The following is a 15530-nucleotide window of genomic DNA, read 5'->3' as shown; positions in this document are numbered from 1 at the left end:
TACAAGTGTACAACTTGCGAACTACCACAACCCGACATACTCACGCTAGCTGAGCCTTGCGGGTTGTTCCATGCAAAAAAAGTGCGGCTCAGGCCGCACTTTTTTTTTATCCTTCGCTTTCTAAAAATTTCTCTCTCGCCTTGTTGGAGTTGACATGCCAGACATTCGCTTGCCGGACGGCTCGATCCGTTCGTTCGATAAACCGGTGACGGTTCATGAAGTGGCTGCGTCCATCGGCGCCGGGTTGGCGCGCGCGGCGCTGGCCGGCCGCGTCGATGGCGTGCTGGTGGATACTTCCCACACCATCGCTCGCAACGCCGATCTGGCCATCATCACCGATAAGGATGCGGACGGTCTGTCCATTATTCGTCACTCCACCGCTCACTTGCTGGCCTATGCCGTCAAGGAACTGTTCCCGGAGGCTCAGGTCACCATCGGGCCGGAGATTGAGAACGGTTTCTACTACGACTTCGCCTACAAGCGCCCGTTTACGCCGGAAGACTTGGCCGCCATCGAAAAGAAAATGGCCGAGCTGGCGAAAAAGGACATTCCGGTGGAGCGCTACGAGCTGCCGCGCGATGAGGCCATTGCCTACTTCAAGAGCATAGGCGAGGCCTATAAGGCCGAGATCATTGAGTCCATCCCGCAAGGCGAGGTGTTGAGCCTGTATCGCGAGGGCGAATTCACCGATCTGTGTCGCGGCCCGCACGTGCCGTCCACCGGCAAGCTCAAAGTGTTCAAGCTGATGAAGGTGGCCGGCGCTTACTGGCGCGGCGACAGCAAGAATGAAATGCTGCAGCGGGTTTACGGCACCGCCTGGGCCAAGAAGGAAGACCTGGACGCCTACCTCTACATGCTGGAAGAGGCGGAAAAGCGCGATCATCGCAAACTGGGCGTGCAGTTGGACCTGTTCCACCTGCAGGACGAGGCGCCGGGCATGGTGTTCTGGCACCCCAAGGGCTGGCAGTTGTGGCAGAGCGTCGAGCAATACATGCGCGACAAGTTGAACCGCGAAGGCTATAAGGAAATCCGCACCCCGATGATGATGGACGCTCATCTGTGGGAGCGTTCCGGTCATGCCGCCAACTACCGCGAAAACATGTTCATCACGGAGTCGGAAAAGCGCGACTACGCGGTCAAGCCGATGAATTGCCCCGGCCATGTGCAAGTATTCAACAGCGGCTTGCGTTCCTATCGCGACCTGCCGCTGCGTTATGCGGAGTTCGGCTCCTGCCACCGCAACGAGCCCTCCGGCGCGCTGCACGGCATCATGCGCGTGCGTGGCTTTGTGCAGGACGACGGTCACATCTTCTGTACCGAAGATCAGATCAACCAAGAGGCCAAGGATTTCCATCGCCTGGTGATGGAAGTGTACGAGCGCTTCGGCTTTGACAAGGTGGCGATCAAGCTGGCGCTGCGTCCGGAAAAGCGCATCGGCGCCGAAGAAACCTGGGACAAGGCTGAAGAAGGCATGCGCGAAGCGCTGCGCGCCTGCGGCGTGGAGTGGGAAGAGTTGCCGGGCGAGGGGGCGTTCTACGGTCCCAAGATCGAATATCATATCAAGGACGCGCTGGGCCGCTCCTGGCAGTGCGGCACCCTGCAGTTGGACTTCATGCTGCCGGAGCGTCTGGACGCCGAATACGTGGCCGACGACAACAGCCGCAAGCGCCCGGTGATGCTGCATCGCGCTGCGCTGGGTTCGCTGGAGCGTTTCCTCGGCATCCTGATCGAAAACCATGCCGGCGCCTTCCCGTTGTGGCTGGCTCCGGTGCAAATGGTGGTGATGAATATCACCGAAGCGCAGGCCGAATACGCGGCCGATGTGGCCGCGAAACTGCGCGAACAAGGCTTCCGCGTTGATCTTGACTTGAGAAACGAGAAGATCGGCTATAAAATTCGCGAGCACAGCCTGCAAAAGTTGCCGTACCAGATTATCGTCGGCGACAAGGAGAAGGCTGGCGAGTTGGTTGCCGTACGCTCCCGCGGGGAAGACCTGGGGCAGCTTACGCTGGATGCGCTCATTGCGCGCCTCAAGGCTGAGATGCCTGAGGCCTGATTCCGGCGGCGGCAGGCATTGAGTTTAGATTAATAGGAGATTTGGCTATAGCTCAGGAACGCGAAGCACGGATCAACGGCGAGATTACCGCCCGTGAAATTCGTCTGGTAGGTAAAGAAGGTGAGCAGATTGGTGTTGTCAGTCTGCGTGAGGCAATGGCGCTGGCGGAGGAAGGTGACGTGGATTTGGTGGAAATCTCCCCAACCGCGCAGCCTCCGGTATGCAAGCTGATGGACTACGGCAAGTACAAGTACGAGCAGTCCAAGAAGCGTCACGAAGCCAAGCAGAAGCAGAAACAGGTTCAGATCAAGGAAATCAAGTTCCGTCCGGGTACCGACGACGGCGACTACAACGTCAAGTTGCGCAACTTGACCCGATTCCTGGCTGACGGCGACAAGGCCAAGGTCACCCTGCGCTTCCGCGGTCGTGAGATGGCCCACCAGAACATCGGTTTGGAATTGCTTAAGCGAGTCGAAGCCGACTTGTCTGAAATTGCGGTTGTTGAGCAGTTTCCCAAGCTCGAAGGCCGCCAGATGGTCATGATGATTGCGCCGAAGAAGAAATAATCGGTATAATCATCAAATCGACACGGCAGGGTTCGCTCTGCCGTGTTGATTTTGTAGGTCGGCAACGATCTGCCCAAAAGCGTGACACGATGGTTTTTCAAGCGTTTCCAGATCCGTCTGGCAACCACCTCGCGTCTAATCTAATCAAAATTCAGCAGGAGCAGTCCATGCCGAAAATGAAAACCAAGTCGAGCGCGAAAAAGCGTCTCAAAGTACTGGGCAATGGTGGTGTAAAGCGCTCTTACGCGTTCAAGCGTCACATCCTGACCAAGAAAACCACCAAGAACAAGCGCCAACTGCGTGGCACTACCATGGTAGATAGCACCAACATGGCCTCTGTTCGCGCAATGATGCCCTACGCTTAAGGAGACTAAGATATGCCACGCGTAAAACGCGGTGTAACCGCTCGTGCTCGTCACAAGAAAATCCTCGCACTGGCGAAAGGCTATCGCGGCCGCCGGAAGAACGTCTATCGCATCGCCAAACAGGCGGTGATGAAAGCCGGTCAGTACGCTTACCGCGACCGTCGTCAGAAAAAGCGTCAGTTCCGTCAACTGTGGATTGCTCGTATCAACGCAGCTGCTCGTGAAAACGGCCTGCCGTACAGCAAATTCATGAACGGCCTGAAAAAAGCCTCTATCGAAATCGACCGCAAGGTCCTGGCCGACCTGGCCGTGTTCGACAAGCCGGCTTTTGCACAGATCGTCGAAAAGGCGAAAGCAAGCCTCGCTGCTTAATCGCCCGGACGGATCAAAAGGGAGGCACATGCCTCCCTTTTTTTAATGCGGCCAAGCCGCGAGCATGATTCAAGATCAAGACAGTTGGCCAGACTCGCTCGGATTCTGGGGCGCGTGTGGCCAGCTTTCTTTCGCATACGGTGTGGAACACGATGAACAACGTTGACGCGATTCTCCAATCCGGCCTGACCGCGGTAGCCGCGGCGGCCGATCTCGTTGAACTGGAGCAGGTCAAGGCCCGCTATCTGGGCAAGAGCGGCGAATTGACCGAACTCCTGAAGCAGCTGGGCAAGCTGCCCGCTGAAGAGCGCAAGGCCGCCGGCGCCACCATTAACGTGGCCAAGCAGGCTTTTGAGGCCGCGCACAAACAGCGCCTTGATCAAATGAACGCCGCCAAGCTGGAGGCGCAACTGGCCGCCGAGGCGCTGGACGTGACCCTCCCAGGGCGCGGCAGCAACGGCGGCGGCTTGCATCCGGTGGCGCTGACTTTGGAGCGCATCGCCGGCCTGTTCCGCACCATGGGTTTCGAAGTGGCGGACGGTCCGGAGATCGAAACCGATTTCTATAATTTCCAAGCGCTGAACATCCCGGAAAACCATCCCGCGCGCGCGATGGCCGACACCTTCTACGTGGAAGGCGGCGACGTGCTGCGCACGCATACCAGCCCGATCCAGGCGCGCTTCATGATGAGCAATCAGCCGCCCATCAAGATCGTGGCTCCGGGCCGCGTATATCGCGTCGACTCCGACGCCACCCATTCGCCGATGTTCCACCAGATGGAAGGCTTGTGGGTGGAAGAGGGCGTGTCCTTTGCCGATCTCAAGGCGGTGGTGACCGATTTTCTACGTCGTTTCTTTGAACGCGACGACCTGCAAGTGCGCTTCCGTCCGTCCTTCTTCCCCTTCACTGAACCGTCGGCGGAAATCGATGTGCTGGGCGAGCGTGGTTGGCTGGAAGTGGGCGGTTGCGGCATGGTGCACCCCAATGTGTTGCGCAATGTCAACATCGACCCGGAGAAGTACACCGGCTTCGCCTTCGGCATCGGTCTCGACCGCTTCGCCATGTTGCGCTACGGCGTCAACGACCTGCGGCTGTTCTTCGAGAACGACCTCAACTTCCTGAGACAGTTCAACTGATCGCGTACGGAGCCGAATACTATGCAATTTTCCGAACAATGGCTGAGAAGCTGGGTTAATCCGTCGCTGAGCACCGACGAACTGTCCTACCTGCTGACCATGGCGGGTTTGGAGGTGGAGGAAGTCAACGCCGCCGCGCCGGCCTTCAGCGGGGTGGTGGTGGCTGAAGTCAAGGAAGTGGCCAAGCATGAAAACGCCGACCGCCTGCGCGTGACCAAGGTGGACGTGGGGACGGGCGAACTGGTGCAGATCGTCTGCGGCGCGCCCAATGTCGCCGTGGGCCTGAAGGTGCCTTGCGCCTTGCCCGGCGCCGCGCTGCCTGGTGATTTCAAGATCAAGCCGACCAAAATGCGCGGCGTCGAATCCAACGGCATGCTGTGTTCCGGCAAGGAGCTTGGCGTGCCGGACGAGGCCGACGGCCTGCTGGTGCTGCCGGCCGATGCGCCGACGGGACAGAGCATTCGCGACTACCTGGGCCTGGACGACCAGCTGTTCACGCTGAAAATCACCCCCAACCGAGCCGATTGTCTGTCCATTCGCGGCATCGCCCGCGAAGTGGCGGCGCTGACCGGCGCAGAACTCGCGGCGGTGGTCATTCCCTCTGTGGCGCCGGTCATCGACGACGCGCTGTCGGTGAGCATCGACGCTAAATCGGGTTGTGGTCGTTACCTGGGGCGCGTGGTCAAGGGCGTCAACGCCGCCGCCGCCACGCCGGAATGGATGCGTCGCCGTCTGGAACGCGCGGGCTTGCGTTCGATTTCCGCCGTGGTTGACATCACCAACTATGTATTGCTGGAACAAGGTCAGCCCATGCACGCCTTCGACCTGGCCAAGCTGGACGGTGGCATCGTCGTGCGCATGGCCAAGGACGGCGAAGAACTGCTGTGCTTGAACGAAAAAACCGTCAAGCTCAATCCCGATTACATGGTGATCGCGGACCAGAGCAAAGCACTGGCCATCGCCGGCATCATGGGCGGCGAGCACAGTGGTGTGACCACCGGTAGCACGGACATCTTCCTGGAAAGCGCTTTCTTTGCTCCGGAAGCGATTGCCGGCAAAGCGCGCGAGCTGGGTTTCGGTTCGGACTCCTCTTTCCGTTACGAGCGCGGCGTGGACTTCCAGCTACAGCGCGATGCGATGGAGCGCGCCACCCGCCTGGTGTTGGACATCTGCGGGGGGCAACCGGGTCCGGTGGTGGAAGCCGTGGCCGAGTTGCCGCACCGCGGCGAGGTCAAGCTGCGCGTGTCGCGTTGCGCCAAGCTGTTGGGCGTGACGCTGAGCAGCGAACAGATCGGTGAAATTCTGAGCCGGCTGGGTTTGACTCACCGCCTGGACGGCGAGGTTTTCACCGTGGAGGCGCCGTCTTTCCGCTTCGACATCGCGATTGAGGAAGATTTGATTGAGGAGGTGGCGCGGGTTTACGGCTACGACGCGATTCCTGCAGACGCGCCGCGTTCCGGCATGCGCATGCTGGCGCAGCGGGAAGAGCTGCGGCCGCGCGATCAAATCCGCCATCTGCTGGCGGCCCGCGACTATCAGGAAATCGTCAGCTACGCCTTCGTCGACGAAGCCTGGGAGCGTGATTTCGCCGCTAACGAGCAGCCGGTGCGTCTGATCAATCCGATCGCCTCGCAGATGAGCGTGATGCGCTCCACCTTGATCGGCGGCTTGGTGGATGTGTTGGTCGGCAACATCAACCGCAAGCAGCCGCGCGTGCGCGTGTTCGAAGTGGCGCGCGTATTCAAGAAATCCGCCGACTGGTTCGACCAGCCGGAAAAAGTGGCCGGCCTCGCCTGGGGGCCGCGCTTGCCCGAGCAGTGGGGGGTCAAGGCGGAGCGAGTCGACTTCTTCGATGTCAAAGCCGATGTCGAAGCCCTGCTGCATCCGCAGCAAGCCAGCTTCCGCAAGGCAGAGCACCCTGCCTTCCATCCGGGCCGCTGCGCCGAGGTGCTGGTGAATGGCCTGGCGGTGGGCGTGATTGGCGAACTGCATCCCAAGTGGGCGCAGCAATATGATTTGTCCAGCGCTCCGGTGTTGTTTGAATTGGATCTGGCCGCTGTGGAAGCTCGGCAGCCTATCAAGGCGCAACCGGTGAGCAAGTTCCAGGCGGTGCGCCGTGATCTGGCGCTGGTGGTGGACGAGGCGGTGGAAACGGAGCAATTGCTGGCCTGCTTCGCCAAGCACGGTGCCGCCATTGTCAGCGAAGTGGCTTTGTTTGACGTTTATCGCGGCAAAGGCGTGGAAGAAGGCAAGAAGAGTCTGGCCTTCCGCGTGATGTTGCAGGACAATAGCCGCACGCTGACCGACGAAGATGTGGAGCCGGCGCTTAAAGCCCTGCTGGACGGCGTTGCCGCCGAGCTGGGCGCTCAGCTGCGCTGAGCACAAGGCGTGGAGCCCGCCGGCTTGTCGGCGGGCTTTTGAATGATTAGAAATATTGATGTGTGAGAGGGTGACATGACTTTGACCAAGGCTGAGCTGGCCGACATGCTGTTTGATCAAGTGGGTCTGAACAAGCGTGAAGCCAAGGACATGGTTGAATCGTTTTTTGAAGAAATTCGCCAGGCCTTGGAGTCCGGAGATTCCGTCAAATTATCCGGTTTCGGTAATTTCCAGTTGCGCGACAAGCCGCAGCGTCCGGGTCGCAACCCCAAGACAGGGGAAGAGATTCCCATCACCGCGCGACGTGTGGTAACGTTCCATGCTAGCCAGAAACTCAAGGGAATGGTCGAGCAATTCCATGCCAACAAGCAAGGCTGATCTGCCGTCGATACCGTCCAAGCGTTACTTCACCATCAGCGAAGTGAGCGAGCTCACCGGCGTCAAGCCGCATGTGCTGCGCTATTGGGAGCAGGAGTTCTCCCAGCTGCGTCAGGTGAAGCGCCGTGGCAACCGCCGCTACTACCAACATCACGAAGTGTTATTGGTCAGACGCATTCGCGGTTTGTTATATGACGATGGTTTTACCATTCACGGAGCCCGCCAGCGATTGGGCGCGGACGGCCAGGAAGTGCGTCCGGCAACGGCCCAGGAGGTGAGAACCGAGTTGGAGGCGATTTTAGAATGGCTCGATTCAGGGCTTGGCAAAAATTAAAAAGCAGTTTAGAATACGTTTCTCTCGAGTCGGGGCGTAGCGCAGCCTGGTAGCGCACCTGCATGGGGTGCAGGGGGTCGGAAGTTCGAATCTTCTCGCCCCGACCAAAGAATTCCAAAAGTATCAAATATTTAAAGCTCTGCATCTGCAGAGCTTTTTTTATTTTCCCCTCCGAAATTTAGAAATTCCTCCAGTAACATCAAACTCGGCAGGTTAGGCGCAACGAATCGGCCTAACTCAGCCGGTTATTCCGTCTATATGTTTTTATCGATTGAGGCGGAGCCGAACCATTTGTCTTGGCGCTTGCCGTATTTCAGTGGCCGCCGCGAATGCGCGCGGCGGCGTGTCGTCGACTTTATGTAAGGATTGCCATGTTGCATGTAGTTGCCGTGATTACCGCCAAACCGGGGCAGCGCGCCGTAATCTTGCAAGAGCTGAATGCGATCGTGCCCCTGGTGCGCGAGGAAGAGGGTTGCATTGAATACGGCCCGGCTCTGGACCATGCGGATTCTCCGCAGCCGTTTGGGGCGGACAGTTTGGTGGTAATGGAAAAATGGGCAAGCAAGGCCGCGCTGGATCGGCATCTGGACGCGCCGGCGCTGCGGGGCTTCATCGCCGCGACCGAGGGCGCGGTGGCCGGACTGTCCGTGCATGTGTTGAACCCGGTCTAGACCGGCCGACCCGCGTTCAGCCGGCTTTGCCGGCTATTTTTTTGGGCAGGGCTCGGCTAACGGCGCTTCTATGGGCAGCCGTTGCAACTCTCCGTTAAAAAAGCTGCGCTCGCTGCGGCGCAAGGAGGGAAGCAAGGCTTGGAGGCGGGAGAGCGCGTCGGCGGCTTCCCGTCCGGCCCCCTGCTCATGCAGCAGAAACCATGCGGCCTCCAGCAATAGATTGGCTTGTTGCAAGGGCGGGAAGGCGGCGTTGCCGGCTATCTGCTCGTCCAGAGCAAGGACCGCCGCCGAGGACCAGCGGCTAAAGCCCTTGGCCGGGGACAAGGAGGCGTGCAAGGGATGCAGGGCGGCGATGGCGGTTTCCAGCGCCAGCGGCTGTTGTGCGCGGAAAGCGGCCAAGCTGCGCGAGCGCGGGGGCGGACAGTTGCCGCGTGCGATGCGCAGGATGAAGATCAGGTTCCAGGCGGAGCCGCTGCCGTAGCCGAAACGGTCGCAAATCCATTCGGATAGGCCAAGCCAGCGCATTGCTTGCAGTTGCACCGCGCTCACCTGCTGTTCTCGTTCCGGGTCGATCAAACCTTGCTGCCAGAACAGCCACAAGCACCAACCGATATTGGCGGCCACATGTTGGGCGGCGTCGATCGAATCCGCCTCGTAAGCCGCCTCCAGCGCGCCGCTCAGCGCTTGCAGAGCCGCGCCGGCCTGGTCTTGCTGGCGCGCTATGCCCGCGCCGCTGGTGGCGGCGTGCTTGTGCAACAGCGCCATCAGATTCAGACATTCGAAGCGTACCCGCGGGTTGTAGCGGAATACCGGTTGCAGCTCCGGCGAGGTTTGCAGATGCTCCAGCATGGTCTGAGCCGCTTCGGCATCGCCATGCGTGTAGCGTTCCCAGGCTCTGACGATGCAAGCCATGGCGGCGAAAGTAGGGTGGGCGTGATGCACGCTGCCGGCGTCCAGCACTCGGTCCAGCCGTTTCAGCGCGCTGCGGCTGCCGTCCAACTGGGCGCTGCGGCGCCAGGCCAGGCTTTCCTTCATCAAAGCCAGCGCCTGTTGAAAATCGTCGTCGGCGAACTGGCGCGCAACGTGGAAGGATTCCGCTACCTGACGGCTGGGGCGGCGTCCGAAACCGTCGTATTCATCGCGGATCGCTTGCGCCATCTGCTGCCAGAAGCGCATGTCGCGCATCAGGTAGGACAGATCGCCGGCCGGGTTTTCCGGCCGCTCCCTGCGCAGGCCCAGAAAGTGTTCCAGCCAATCCCGCTCCACCTCTACGCCGCCGGCGCTGAAACGCAGTCGCGAGGCCATGTCGGCCGTCAGCCAGAATGGACCGCGGCTGCGCCCGTTCAACGGTAGGGTGGAGATGGGCTGGCCGTGAGCGGCTCCCCAGCCCGCTTGCACACCCCAACGCGCGAAATCGGCGAAAGCGCGCGAGATCAGCATGCGGATATTGTTTTGGCCAGGGAAGCCGAGCCGCAAGGCGGCGGCGGACACCGCGCCGTCGCCAAAATGGTAGGCATGCCAGAGACGGGCCAACAACCAAACGGACTGACCGCGGGCGGCTTCGCCCTGGACTCGGTAGGGCGCGGATAACTCGATTTCGATGATGTCGGGCGTTTCGATCATGGTGGGTGGGTCGCTTGCGGATTGGCGGAGCAGAGCGCCGGTTGGGGCAGAGGCTGGCGTTTGTCGCGGAAGGAATGATTCTACCGCTCCGCATTGGTGTTTTGATCGCGCCGGATACTCGTTGGCTTCGGCCCGACGGCGTCACGCGGTTCACCAAAGCTTGTCGATGTCCCCCGGGTAGAGCGCAATCTCGCAATGCTCGAAGCGCGCGGCCATGCGCTTGGCCTTGTCGCTGAAAAAGCCGGCCATCGTCGCTTTGTCGAATTGGCTGCTGGGAAACGGCGAGGCCGGCGTGCCGCCTATCAAGACGGCGCCAGGCAGTTCGCTCCAGCCGCAACTTTGGTAAAAGCGCCGCAGGGGACGGTCGCAAGTGAAGATGCCGAGATCTGCGCCGTTGGCTTGCATGGTTTCGCGAGCGGAGGCGGCGAGCAATCGCCCCAAGCCGCGGCTGCGATCCTCGGGCTGAGTGACCATGCAGCTGATGCCGCTGGCCTGGAAGTCCTCGTCCGCATGGCTTAGCTGCTTGCTGAGGATGTCCAGCGCCGACAGCACCCGATGGTTCTCCACCAGCAACAGCGACAGCGGCCGTAGTGCGGCATCGTGGATGGGGTCGGGGCGGGTTGGCGGTTCGCCAGGCCAGGCCAGGTTTTGCAGCTCGAGAACTTGCATGCGTAGTTCGGCGGGCACTTCCGCTTCGGGAAAAATCAGAATTTCCATAAGCTGGTTCTTCTCGCAATGGACGGGTATGGTCGACCTTCATGATAACAGCGTTGGCGGCAGGGCCGAGCCTAAGAACCTGTTTAAGATCTCGCCCTTGCTCGCGATATCGTAAACAGGTTCTTAGCCGGTTGGCCGCAACAAGGAGAGCGCATGTCCTCACTGACTCAAGCCTGTCTATGGCTGGATCAAAGCCCCGCCGAGCCGCATTGGCCGCCGTTGACGCAATCGGCGCGCTGCGATGTGGCGGTAATCGGCGGCGGCTATACCGGCCTTTGGACGGCTTACTACCTCAAGCGCATGGCGCCGGAGCTGGATGTGGCGGTGCTGGAAGCCGAAACTTGCGGCTATGGCGCGTCTGGGCGCAACGGAGGCTGGCTGATCGGAGGGCTGGCCAATCAGGATGCCCATTTGCTCAGGCTGGACGGCGAGCGGCGTGAACAAGCGCGGCGGCGGTTGTTCGGCATTGTCGACGAGGTGGCCGAGATCTTGGCGCGGGAGGGCATCGATTGCGACTTTGCCCATGGCGGGGTGTTGTACGCGGCGGCGCGCTATCCGGAGCAGGAGGCAATGGGACGGAACTGGCTGCGGGAGTTGCGACGGGCGGGGCACGGCGAAGCCGACTTTCGATGGCTGGACCGCAAAGAGGCACAAGAGCAGTTGGGTGCGCGCGATGTGCGCGGCGGGGTGTTCTCGCCGCATTGCGCGGTGATTCAGCCGGCCAGGCTGGCGCAAGGCCTTGCGCGGGCCGCGGCGCGGCTGGGGGTGCGGATTCATGAGCGCAGCCCGGTGCGCCGGCTCGCTCCCGGCGTGGCGGGGTTGGACGGCTGCGAGTTGTGCGCCGACGTCATCGTGCCGGCGCTGGAAGGCGCGGCCGGGCAGTTTTCCCGCTTGGCGCGTTGTCTGCTGCCGGTGCAGAGCCTGCTGTTGGCCACTGAGCCGTTGTCGTCTGCTCAATGGGATGAGATTGGCCTGGCTGATCGTCAGGCTTTCGGCGATTTGAGCCGGATGGTGACTTACGGGCAACGCAGCGCGGACGGCCGCCTGGTGTTTGGCGCGCGCGGGGGCTACCGGTTGGGCGGCCGTGAACGATGGAACTTTGATCCGGGCAGCGATGAGTTCGCTTGGCGCGAGCGTCTGCTGCGTCAATTGTTGCCGGCGCTGGGCGCTACGGAGGTTGAGTACCGCTGGGGCGGCACCTTGGGCGTGGCGCGCGCTTTCACGCCCTATGCGCTGTATGACCGGCGGGCCGGCATCGCCATGGCCGGCGGTTACGGCGGCGAGGGCGTGGGGGCGTCTAACTTGATGGGGCGCACGCTGGCGGAATTGATCCTGGAGCGAGACGGCGATTTGACCTCCATGCCCTGGGTCATGTCTGAAGGGCGTTTGGAGCGGGTGCGCCGTTGGGCTCCGGAACCGGTTCCATGGCTTGGCTATCATCTGGTGCGCAGCGCCTACGCGCTGGAGGAGAGGCTGTGCGCCGGAGGCTCCGCGCCCGCATGGGCTCGGCGGAGCGCGGGCAAGTTGGCCGCGGCGCTGGAGTCGCTGCTGGCTTGAAGGCGGGCATGCGATATGGCCGCCGCTCATGTCGCGACGCACTTCTTGTGGTCTCGCCCTTGCTCGCGAGATCGTGAACAGGCTCTCAGGGTGGGGTGTTGATCGAGGCGTTGGCTGTGCTGTTCAGTGGGTTCAAGAGCTTGAGTTTTCGCTGAAGGCGTCCGCGGACCAGCCCAATAACTGGGTTGGCGTGTGGCCGAAGGCCTGGCGGAAGGCGGCGATGAAGGCGCTGGGGCTGTCGTAGCCGCAGCGCCAGGCCGCGACGCCGACGGCTTGGCCGGCCGATAAATATTCCAGGGACTTCAATAGCCGCAACCGGCGGCGCCAGGCCTGGAAGCTGAGCCCGGTTTGTTCTGGAAACAGGCGGCTCAGGCTGCGCCCGCTGAGGCCGGCCCATTGCGCCCAGTCGTCGCGCGAGCGGGGGTCATCAGGCGCTTCCGTCAAGGCGTCGGCGACGCGGCGGGCGCGCCGGTCTTGCGGCAGCGGCAGGCTCAGGCTCAAGGATGGACATTGCTCCAATTCGTCCAGCAAGACCTCCAGCAGCCGCTGTTCTCTGGGAAGAGGCGGAACGGCGAAGTCCAGCGCGCGCCGCATGATGGCGGGGAGCAGCGCATCGCAGGCGATGGCTTGCGCGTAGGCGGGAAGCCGGTCGCAGGCCGCTGCGGCAAGGAGGAGGCTGATGCCGTCTATCAGGCCGTGACGATGCGAGGCGTGGCGCACGCCGGGAGGAATCCAGACCAAGTGGCCGGGCGGCAGCCAGAGCCGGCCGTCGTCGGTGGCGATGCTTAGCACGCCGTGGCGCAACAAGCTCAGCTGGCCGCTGTCATGGCTGTGCCAGGCGTCGGGGTCGGCGGCGTCGTGATGGATGCGGTTGGCGGCGATCAGCATGGTCTTGGCCTGTTTGAGCTATCCGTTGGCATTATAGCGATAACGCGCCGCCGCCGCGGGGCGTGATACTGGCCACGGTGGCGGCGAGGCATGGGCCGCGTCGCCCTTTATCGACATCTGTCCCTACTAAGAGCGGCTAGCAAAACCCCTGATGCTGCGTTGTCCGGACTTGCCGTACTCAATGTACTGTCTGCGTCGGCGCGCTTTGCCTCAGCCGTGAAACTGAGTTTTGTTAGCCACTCTAAGAATGTGTTTACGACCCAGCGAGACAAGGCGACAACGGCTGAGAAAGCGGAATGTACAGGTGGTGCATGAGCATTTTGAATGCTGGTTTCAACGCCGCATCGTCTACGCGAGGCAGATCGTAAACCGGTACTAAGGAGCAAAACCATGCAAGACACCGCTATCACTGTGGTGAGGGAACTATTCGAATGCGCATTGCTAAGCCCGGAACTAGACGAAAGCCGCTTGGCCCGACTGGTGCATCCGGACTACCGGCAGCAGGCGGACGGCCGCAATCTGGATTACCCCGCTTTCGTCAGGCATTTGCGCCATTTGAAGCGGGAGTGCAGCCGGGTCGGCCTTGAAATCCTGAGCTGGGCGGAGCAGGGAGAGCGGCTGTTCACCCGCCATTTGGTTACCGCGGACAAGCGGGACGGCGGTCAGGTGCGGATGCTGGTCATCGCCGAGTTCCGTGTACGCGACGGCATGGTGCGCGCCTGCGATGAACTAACCCATATGCTGGATGGGGCGGCAGGGGATAGAGATCTGGGTTCTCGTTGCTGACGAGGGGTTGGGCCGGGCTTATGACGGCCTGGCCCATTGCGGAGCGGATCATCGATATTCAATGTGACTTGGCCGCATGACTTTATAATCAGGCGTTGGCGTCCCTTGAATATCAGCCACATTGTTTTGAATGCAATATCGCTCCGCTCATCTATTTTCAATGAGATTAATCTTGGAGCAAATGACGGTGTGGCGGTTTATCGGCGAGGATAAAAAAATGGACCCGACGGGTCCATTTCGATATGGCGGCGATTGAATCAGGCTTCCGGAACGTTCAGCGAGTTGATGCTGAAGCCGGCGTCGACATAAGTGATTTCGCCGGTAATGCCGGAGGACAGATTGGACAACAGGAAAGCGGCGGTATTGCCCACTTCCTCGGTGGTGACGTTACGGCGCAGACAGGATTGTCCGGCAGCCATGGCCAGCAGTTTGGAGAAGCCGGAAATGCCGGCGGCGGCCAGGGTCTTGATCGGGCCCGCGGAAATGCCGTTGACGCGGATGCCGTCCTTGCCCAGGCTGGCGGCCATGAAGCGCACCGAAGCTTCCAGGCTGGCTTTGGCCAGGCCCATCACGTTGTAATTCGGGATGGCTCGCACCGCGCCCAAGTAGGACAGGGTCAGCAGAGCGGCGTTGCGGCCTTGCATCATCGGGCGCGCGGCCTTGGCCAGCGCCGGGAAACTATAGGCGGACACGTCGTGCGAGGTCTGGAAGGCTTCGCGGCTCAGCGCATCCAAAAAGTCGCCTTCCAGCGATTCGCGCGGGGCAAAGGCGATGGCGTGCACCAAACCGTCCAGACCGTCCCATTCCTTGCCGAGATCAGCGAACAATTTATTGATTTCTTCGTCATTCTGCACGTCGCAGCGGAAAACCAGCTTGGAACCGAAATCCGCGGCCATTTCGCGCACGCGGTCTTCCAGCTTGTCCACCACATAGGTGAACGCCAGTTCCGCGCCTTCGCGATGACAGGCCTGGGCAATGCCGTAAGCGATGGAGCGGTTGGAGATCATGCCGGTAATCAGAATCTTTTTGCCTTGCAGAAAGCCCATTTGGAGTCCTTCTCGGAATAAACAGCTGCGCATTATACCGAAGCCTGGAGGTTTCAGCAGCGGCATTGTCGGCCAGGCCAAGTGGTTCCAGGTGGTATATAAGGGAAGAGTGAAGCGCGAACCCGGCGGCGCGCTCCGGATTTCCGGTTGCTCCGGCACTCCGCGCTTGCTACCATCACACATCAATTGCAGTAGATGCACCACCAAAATATTTAGCGAGGAAACCATGAGCGATCTCATCCACCACGTAAGCGATGACAGTTTCGATACCGATGTTCTGAAAGCCGACCTGCCGGTGCTGGTCGATTACTGGGCCGAGTGGTGTGGTCCGTGCAAGATGATCGCTCCCATCCTGGACGAAGTGGCCAAGGAATACGAAGGCCGCCTGAAAGTAGTCAAGCTGAACATCGACCAAAACGAACTGACGCCGCCGAAATTCGGCATTCGCGGCATCCCGACGCTGATGATTTTCAAAGACGGCCAGGTTGCCGCCACCAAGGTGGGCGCGCTGGCCAAGAGCCAGTTGACCGCCTTCATTGACAGCCAACTGTAAAGCGTCTATTCTCCAGCAAAATCTCAAAACGGGTAGCGATTGACGCGTTGCCCGTTCCATTTTTACGCCACCCTCCGAATTCAGCGTTCCGCTAAATCGTTAC

General features: G+C 60.8%; 16 protein-coding genes and 1 tRNA gene. 13 read left to right on the top strand and 4 right to left on the bottom strand.

Annotated features, from left to right (window positions below; translation table 11 throughout):
• The first annotated feature begins 154 nt into the window (after window positions 1–154).
• The 10 genes from thrS (at window position 155) to BR71_RS05505 (ending at window position 8257) form a co-directional block, all read left to right on the top strand.
• Entirely contained in the window at window positions 155–2056 is a 1902-nt protein-coding gene (gene thrS / locus BR71_RS05550; RefSeq protein WP_019103237.1) for a threonine--tRNA ligase, read from the top strand.
• A gap of 41 nt (window positions 2057–2097) precedes the next feature.
• Entirely contained in the window at window positions 2098–2622 is a 525-nt protein-coding gene (gene infC / locus BR71_RS05545) for a translation initiation factor IF-3 (RefSeq protein ID WP_081556240.1), read from the top strand.
• A 167-nt stretch (window positions 2623–2789) separates the two neighbouring features.
• The gene (rpmI, locus tag BR71_RS05540; protein ID WP_019103239.1) at window positions 2790–2987 is read left to right on the top strand and encodes a 50S ribosomal protein L35; all 198 of its coding nucleotides are present in this window, start codon (window positions 2790–2792) and stop codon (window positions 2985–2987) included.
• Between the two features lie 12 nt (window positions 2988–2999).
• Window positions 3000–3359, top strand: coding sequence for a 50S ribosomal protein L20 (rplT, locus tag BR71_RS05535; RefSeq protein ID WP_019103240.1), 360 nt, complete (start codon window positions 3000–3002; stop codon window positions 3357–3359).
• Window positions 3360–3511: 152 nt separating this feature from the next.
• The gene (pheS, locus tag BR71_RS05530) at window positions 3512–4495 is read left to right on the top strand and encodes a phenylalanine--tRNA ligase subunit alpha (RefSeq protein WP_043633812.1); all 984 of its coding nucleotides are present in this window, start codon (window positions 3512–3514) and stop codon (window positions 4493–4495) included.
• Between the two features lie 21 nt (window positions 4496–4516).
• Window positions 4517–6874 carry a phenylalanine--tRNA ligase subunit beta gene (gene pheT / locus BR71_RS05525; protein WP_043633810.1) on the top strand — a complete coding sequence of 786 codons (2358 nt, stop codon included), beginning with the start codon at window positions 4517–4519 and terminating at the stop codon, window positions 6872–6874.
• Window positions 6875–6949: 75 nt separating this feature from the next.
• Entirely contained in the window at window positions 6950–7252 is a 303-nt protein-coding gene (locus BR71_RS05520) for an integration host factor subunit alpha (RefSeq protein ID WP_019103243.1), read from the top strand.
• Window positions 7233–7586 (top strand): MerR family transcriptional regulator, encoded by a 354-nt coding sequence (locus tag BR71_RS05515; RefSeq protein ID WP_019103244.1) that lies wholly within the window; start codon window positions 7233–7235, stop codon window positions 7584–7586. Before BR71_RS05520 ends, BR71_RS05515 begins: the two co-directional genes overlap by 20 nt.
• Window positions 7587–7616: 30 nt before the next feature.
• Window positions 7617–7693, top strand: a tRNA-Pro gene (locus BR71_RS05510).
• Between the two features lie 264 nt (window positions 7694–7957).
• Complete coding sequence (locus BR71_RS05505) at window positions 7958–8257, top strand: putative quinol monooxygenase (protein WP_043633807.1); 300 nt, start codon at window positions 7958–7960, stop codon at window positions 8255–8257.
• A gap of 33 nt (window positions 8258–8290) precedes the next feature.
• Here BR71_RS05505 and BR71_RS05500 read toward each other — a convergent pair whose 3' ends face one another.
• Both BR71_RS05500 and BR71_RS05495 read right to left on the bottom strand, forming a co-directional pair.
• Complete coding sequence (locus tag BR71_RS05500; protein ID WP_043633803.1) at window positions 8291–9880, bottom strand: hypothetical protein; 1590 nt, start codon at window positions 9878–9880, stop codon at window positions 8291–8293.
• A gap of 150 nt (window positions 9881–10030) precedes the next feature.
• The gene (locus tag BR71_RS05495) at window positions 10031–10597 is read right to left on the bottom strand and encodes a GNAT family N-acetyltransferase (RefSeq protein WP_043633800.1); all 567 of its coding nucleotides are present in this window, start codon (window positions 10595–10597) and stop codon (window positions 10031–10033) included.
• A gap of 153 nt (window positions 10598–10750) precedes the next feature.
• On the opposite strand from BR71_RS05495, the gene BR71_RS05490 reads away from it, so the two are divergent.
• On the top strand, window positions 10751–12154 hold the full coding sequence (locus tag BR71_RS05490; RefSeq protein ID WP_043633797.1) for an NAD(P)/FAD-dependent oxidoreductase: 1404 nt from the start codon (window positions 10751–10753) through the stop codon (window positions 12152–12154).
• Between the two features lie 132 nt (window positions 12155–12286).
• Here the strand turns inward: BR71_RS05490 and BR71_RS05485 are convergent, their stop codons facing one another.
• Window positions 12287–13042 (bottom strand): AraC family transcriptional regulator, encoded by a 756-nt coding sequence (locus tag BR71_RS05485; RefSeq protein WP_052370358.1) that lies wholly within the window; start codon window positions 13040–13042, stop codon window positions 12287–12289.
• A 390-nt stretch (window positions 13043–13432) separates the two neighbouring features.
• Here BR71_RS05485 and BR71_RS05480 point away from each other — a divergent pair, with 390 nt between their 5' ends.
• Window positions 13433–13828, top strand: a complete 396-nt coding sequence (locus BR71_RS05480; RefSeq protein WP_043633793.1) for a nuclear transport factor 2 family protein — start codon at window positions 13433–13435, stop codon at window positions 13826–13828.
• Between the two features lie 257 nt (window positions 13829–14085).
• On the opposite strand, the gene fabI is transcribed toward BR71_RS05480, so the two are convergent.
• Entirely contained in the window at window positions 14086–14874 is a 789-nt protein-coding gene (gene fabI, locus BR71_RS05475) for an enoyl-ACP reductase FabI (RefSeq protein ID WP_043634369.1), read from the bottom strand.
• Window positions 14875–15100: 226 nt separating this feature from the next.
• On the opposite strand from fabI, the gene trxA reads away from it, so the two are divergent.
• The gene (trxA, locus tag BR71_RS05470; RefSeq protein WP_039755088.1) at window positions 15101–15427 is read left to right on the top strand and encodes a thioredoxin TrxA; all 327 of its coding nucleotides are present in this window, start codon (window positions 15101–15103) and stop codon (window positions 15425–15427) included.
• Window positions 15428–15530: the final 103 nt, after the last annotated feature.

The organism is Chromobacterium haemolyticum DSM 19808, assembly GCF_000711885.1.
GTDB classification, from domain to species: Bacteria; Pseudomonadota; Gammaproteobacteria; order Burkholderiales; family Chromobacteriaceae; genus Chromobacterium; species Chromobacterium haemolyticum.
The sequence above is the reverse complement of the archived record's forward strand: the minus strand, read 5'-3'. Positions and strand labels throughout refer to the sequence as shown.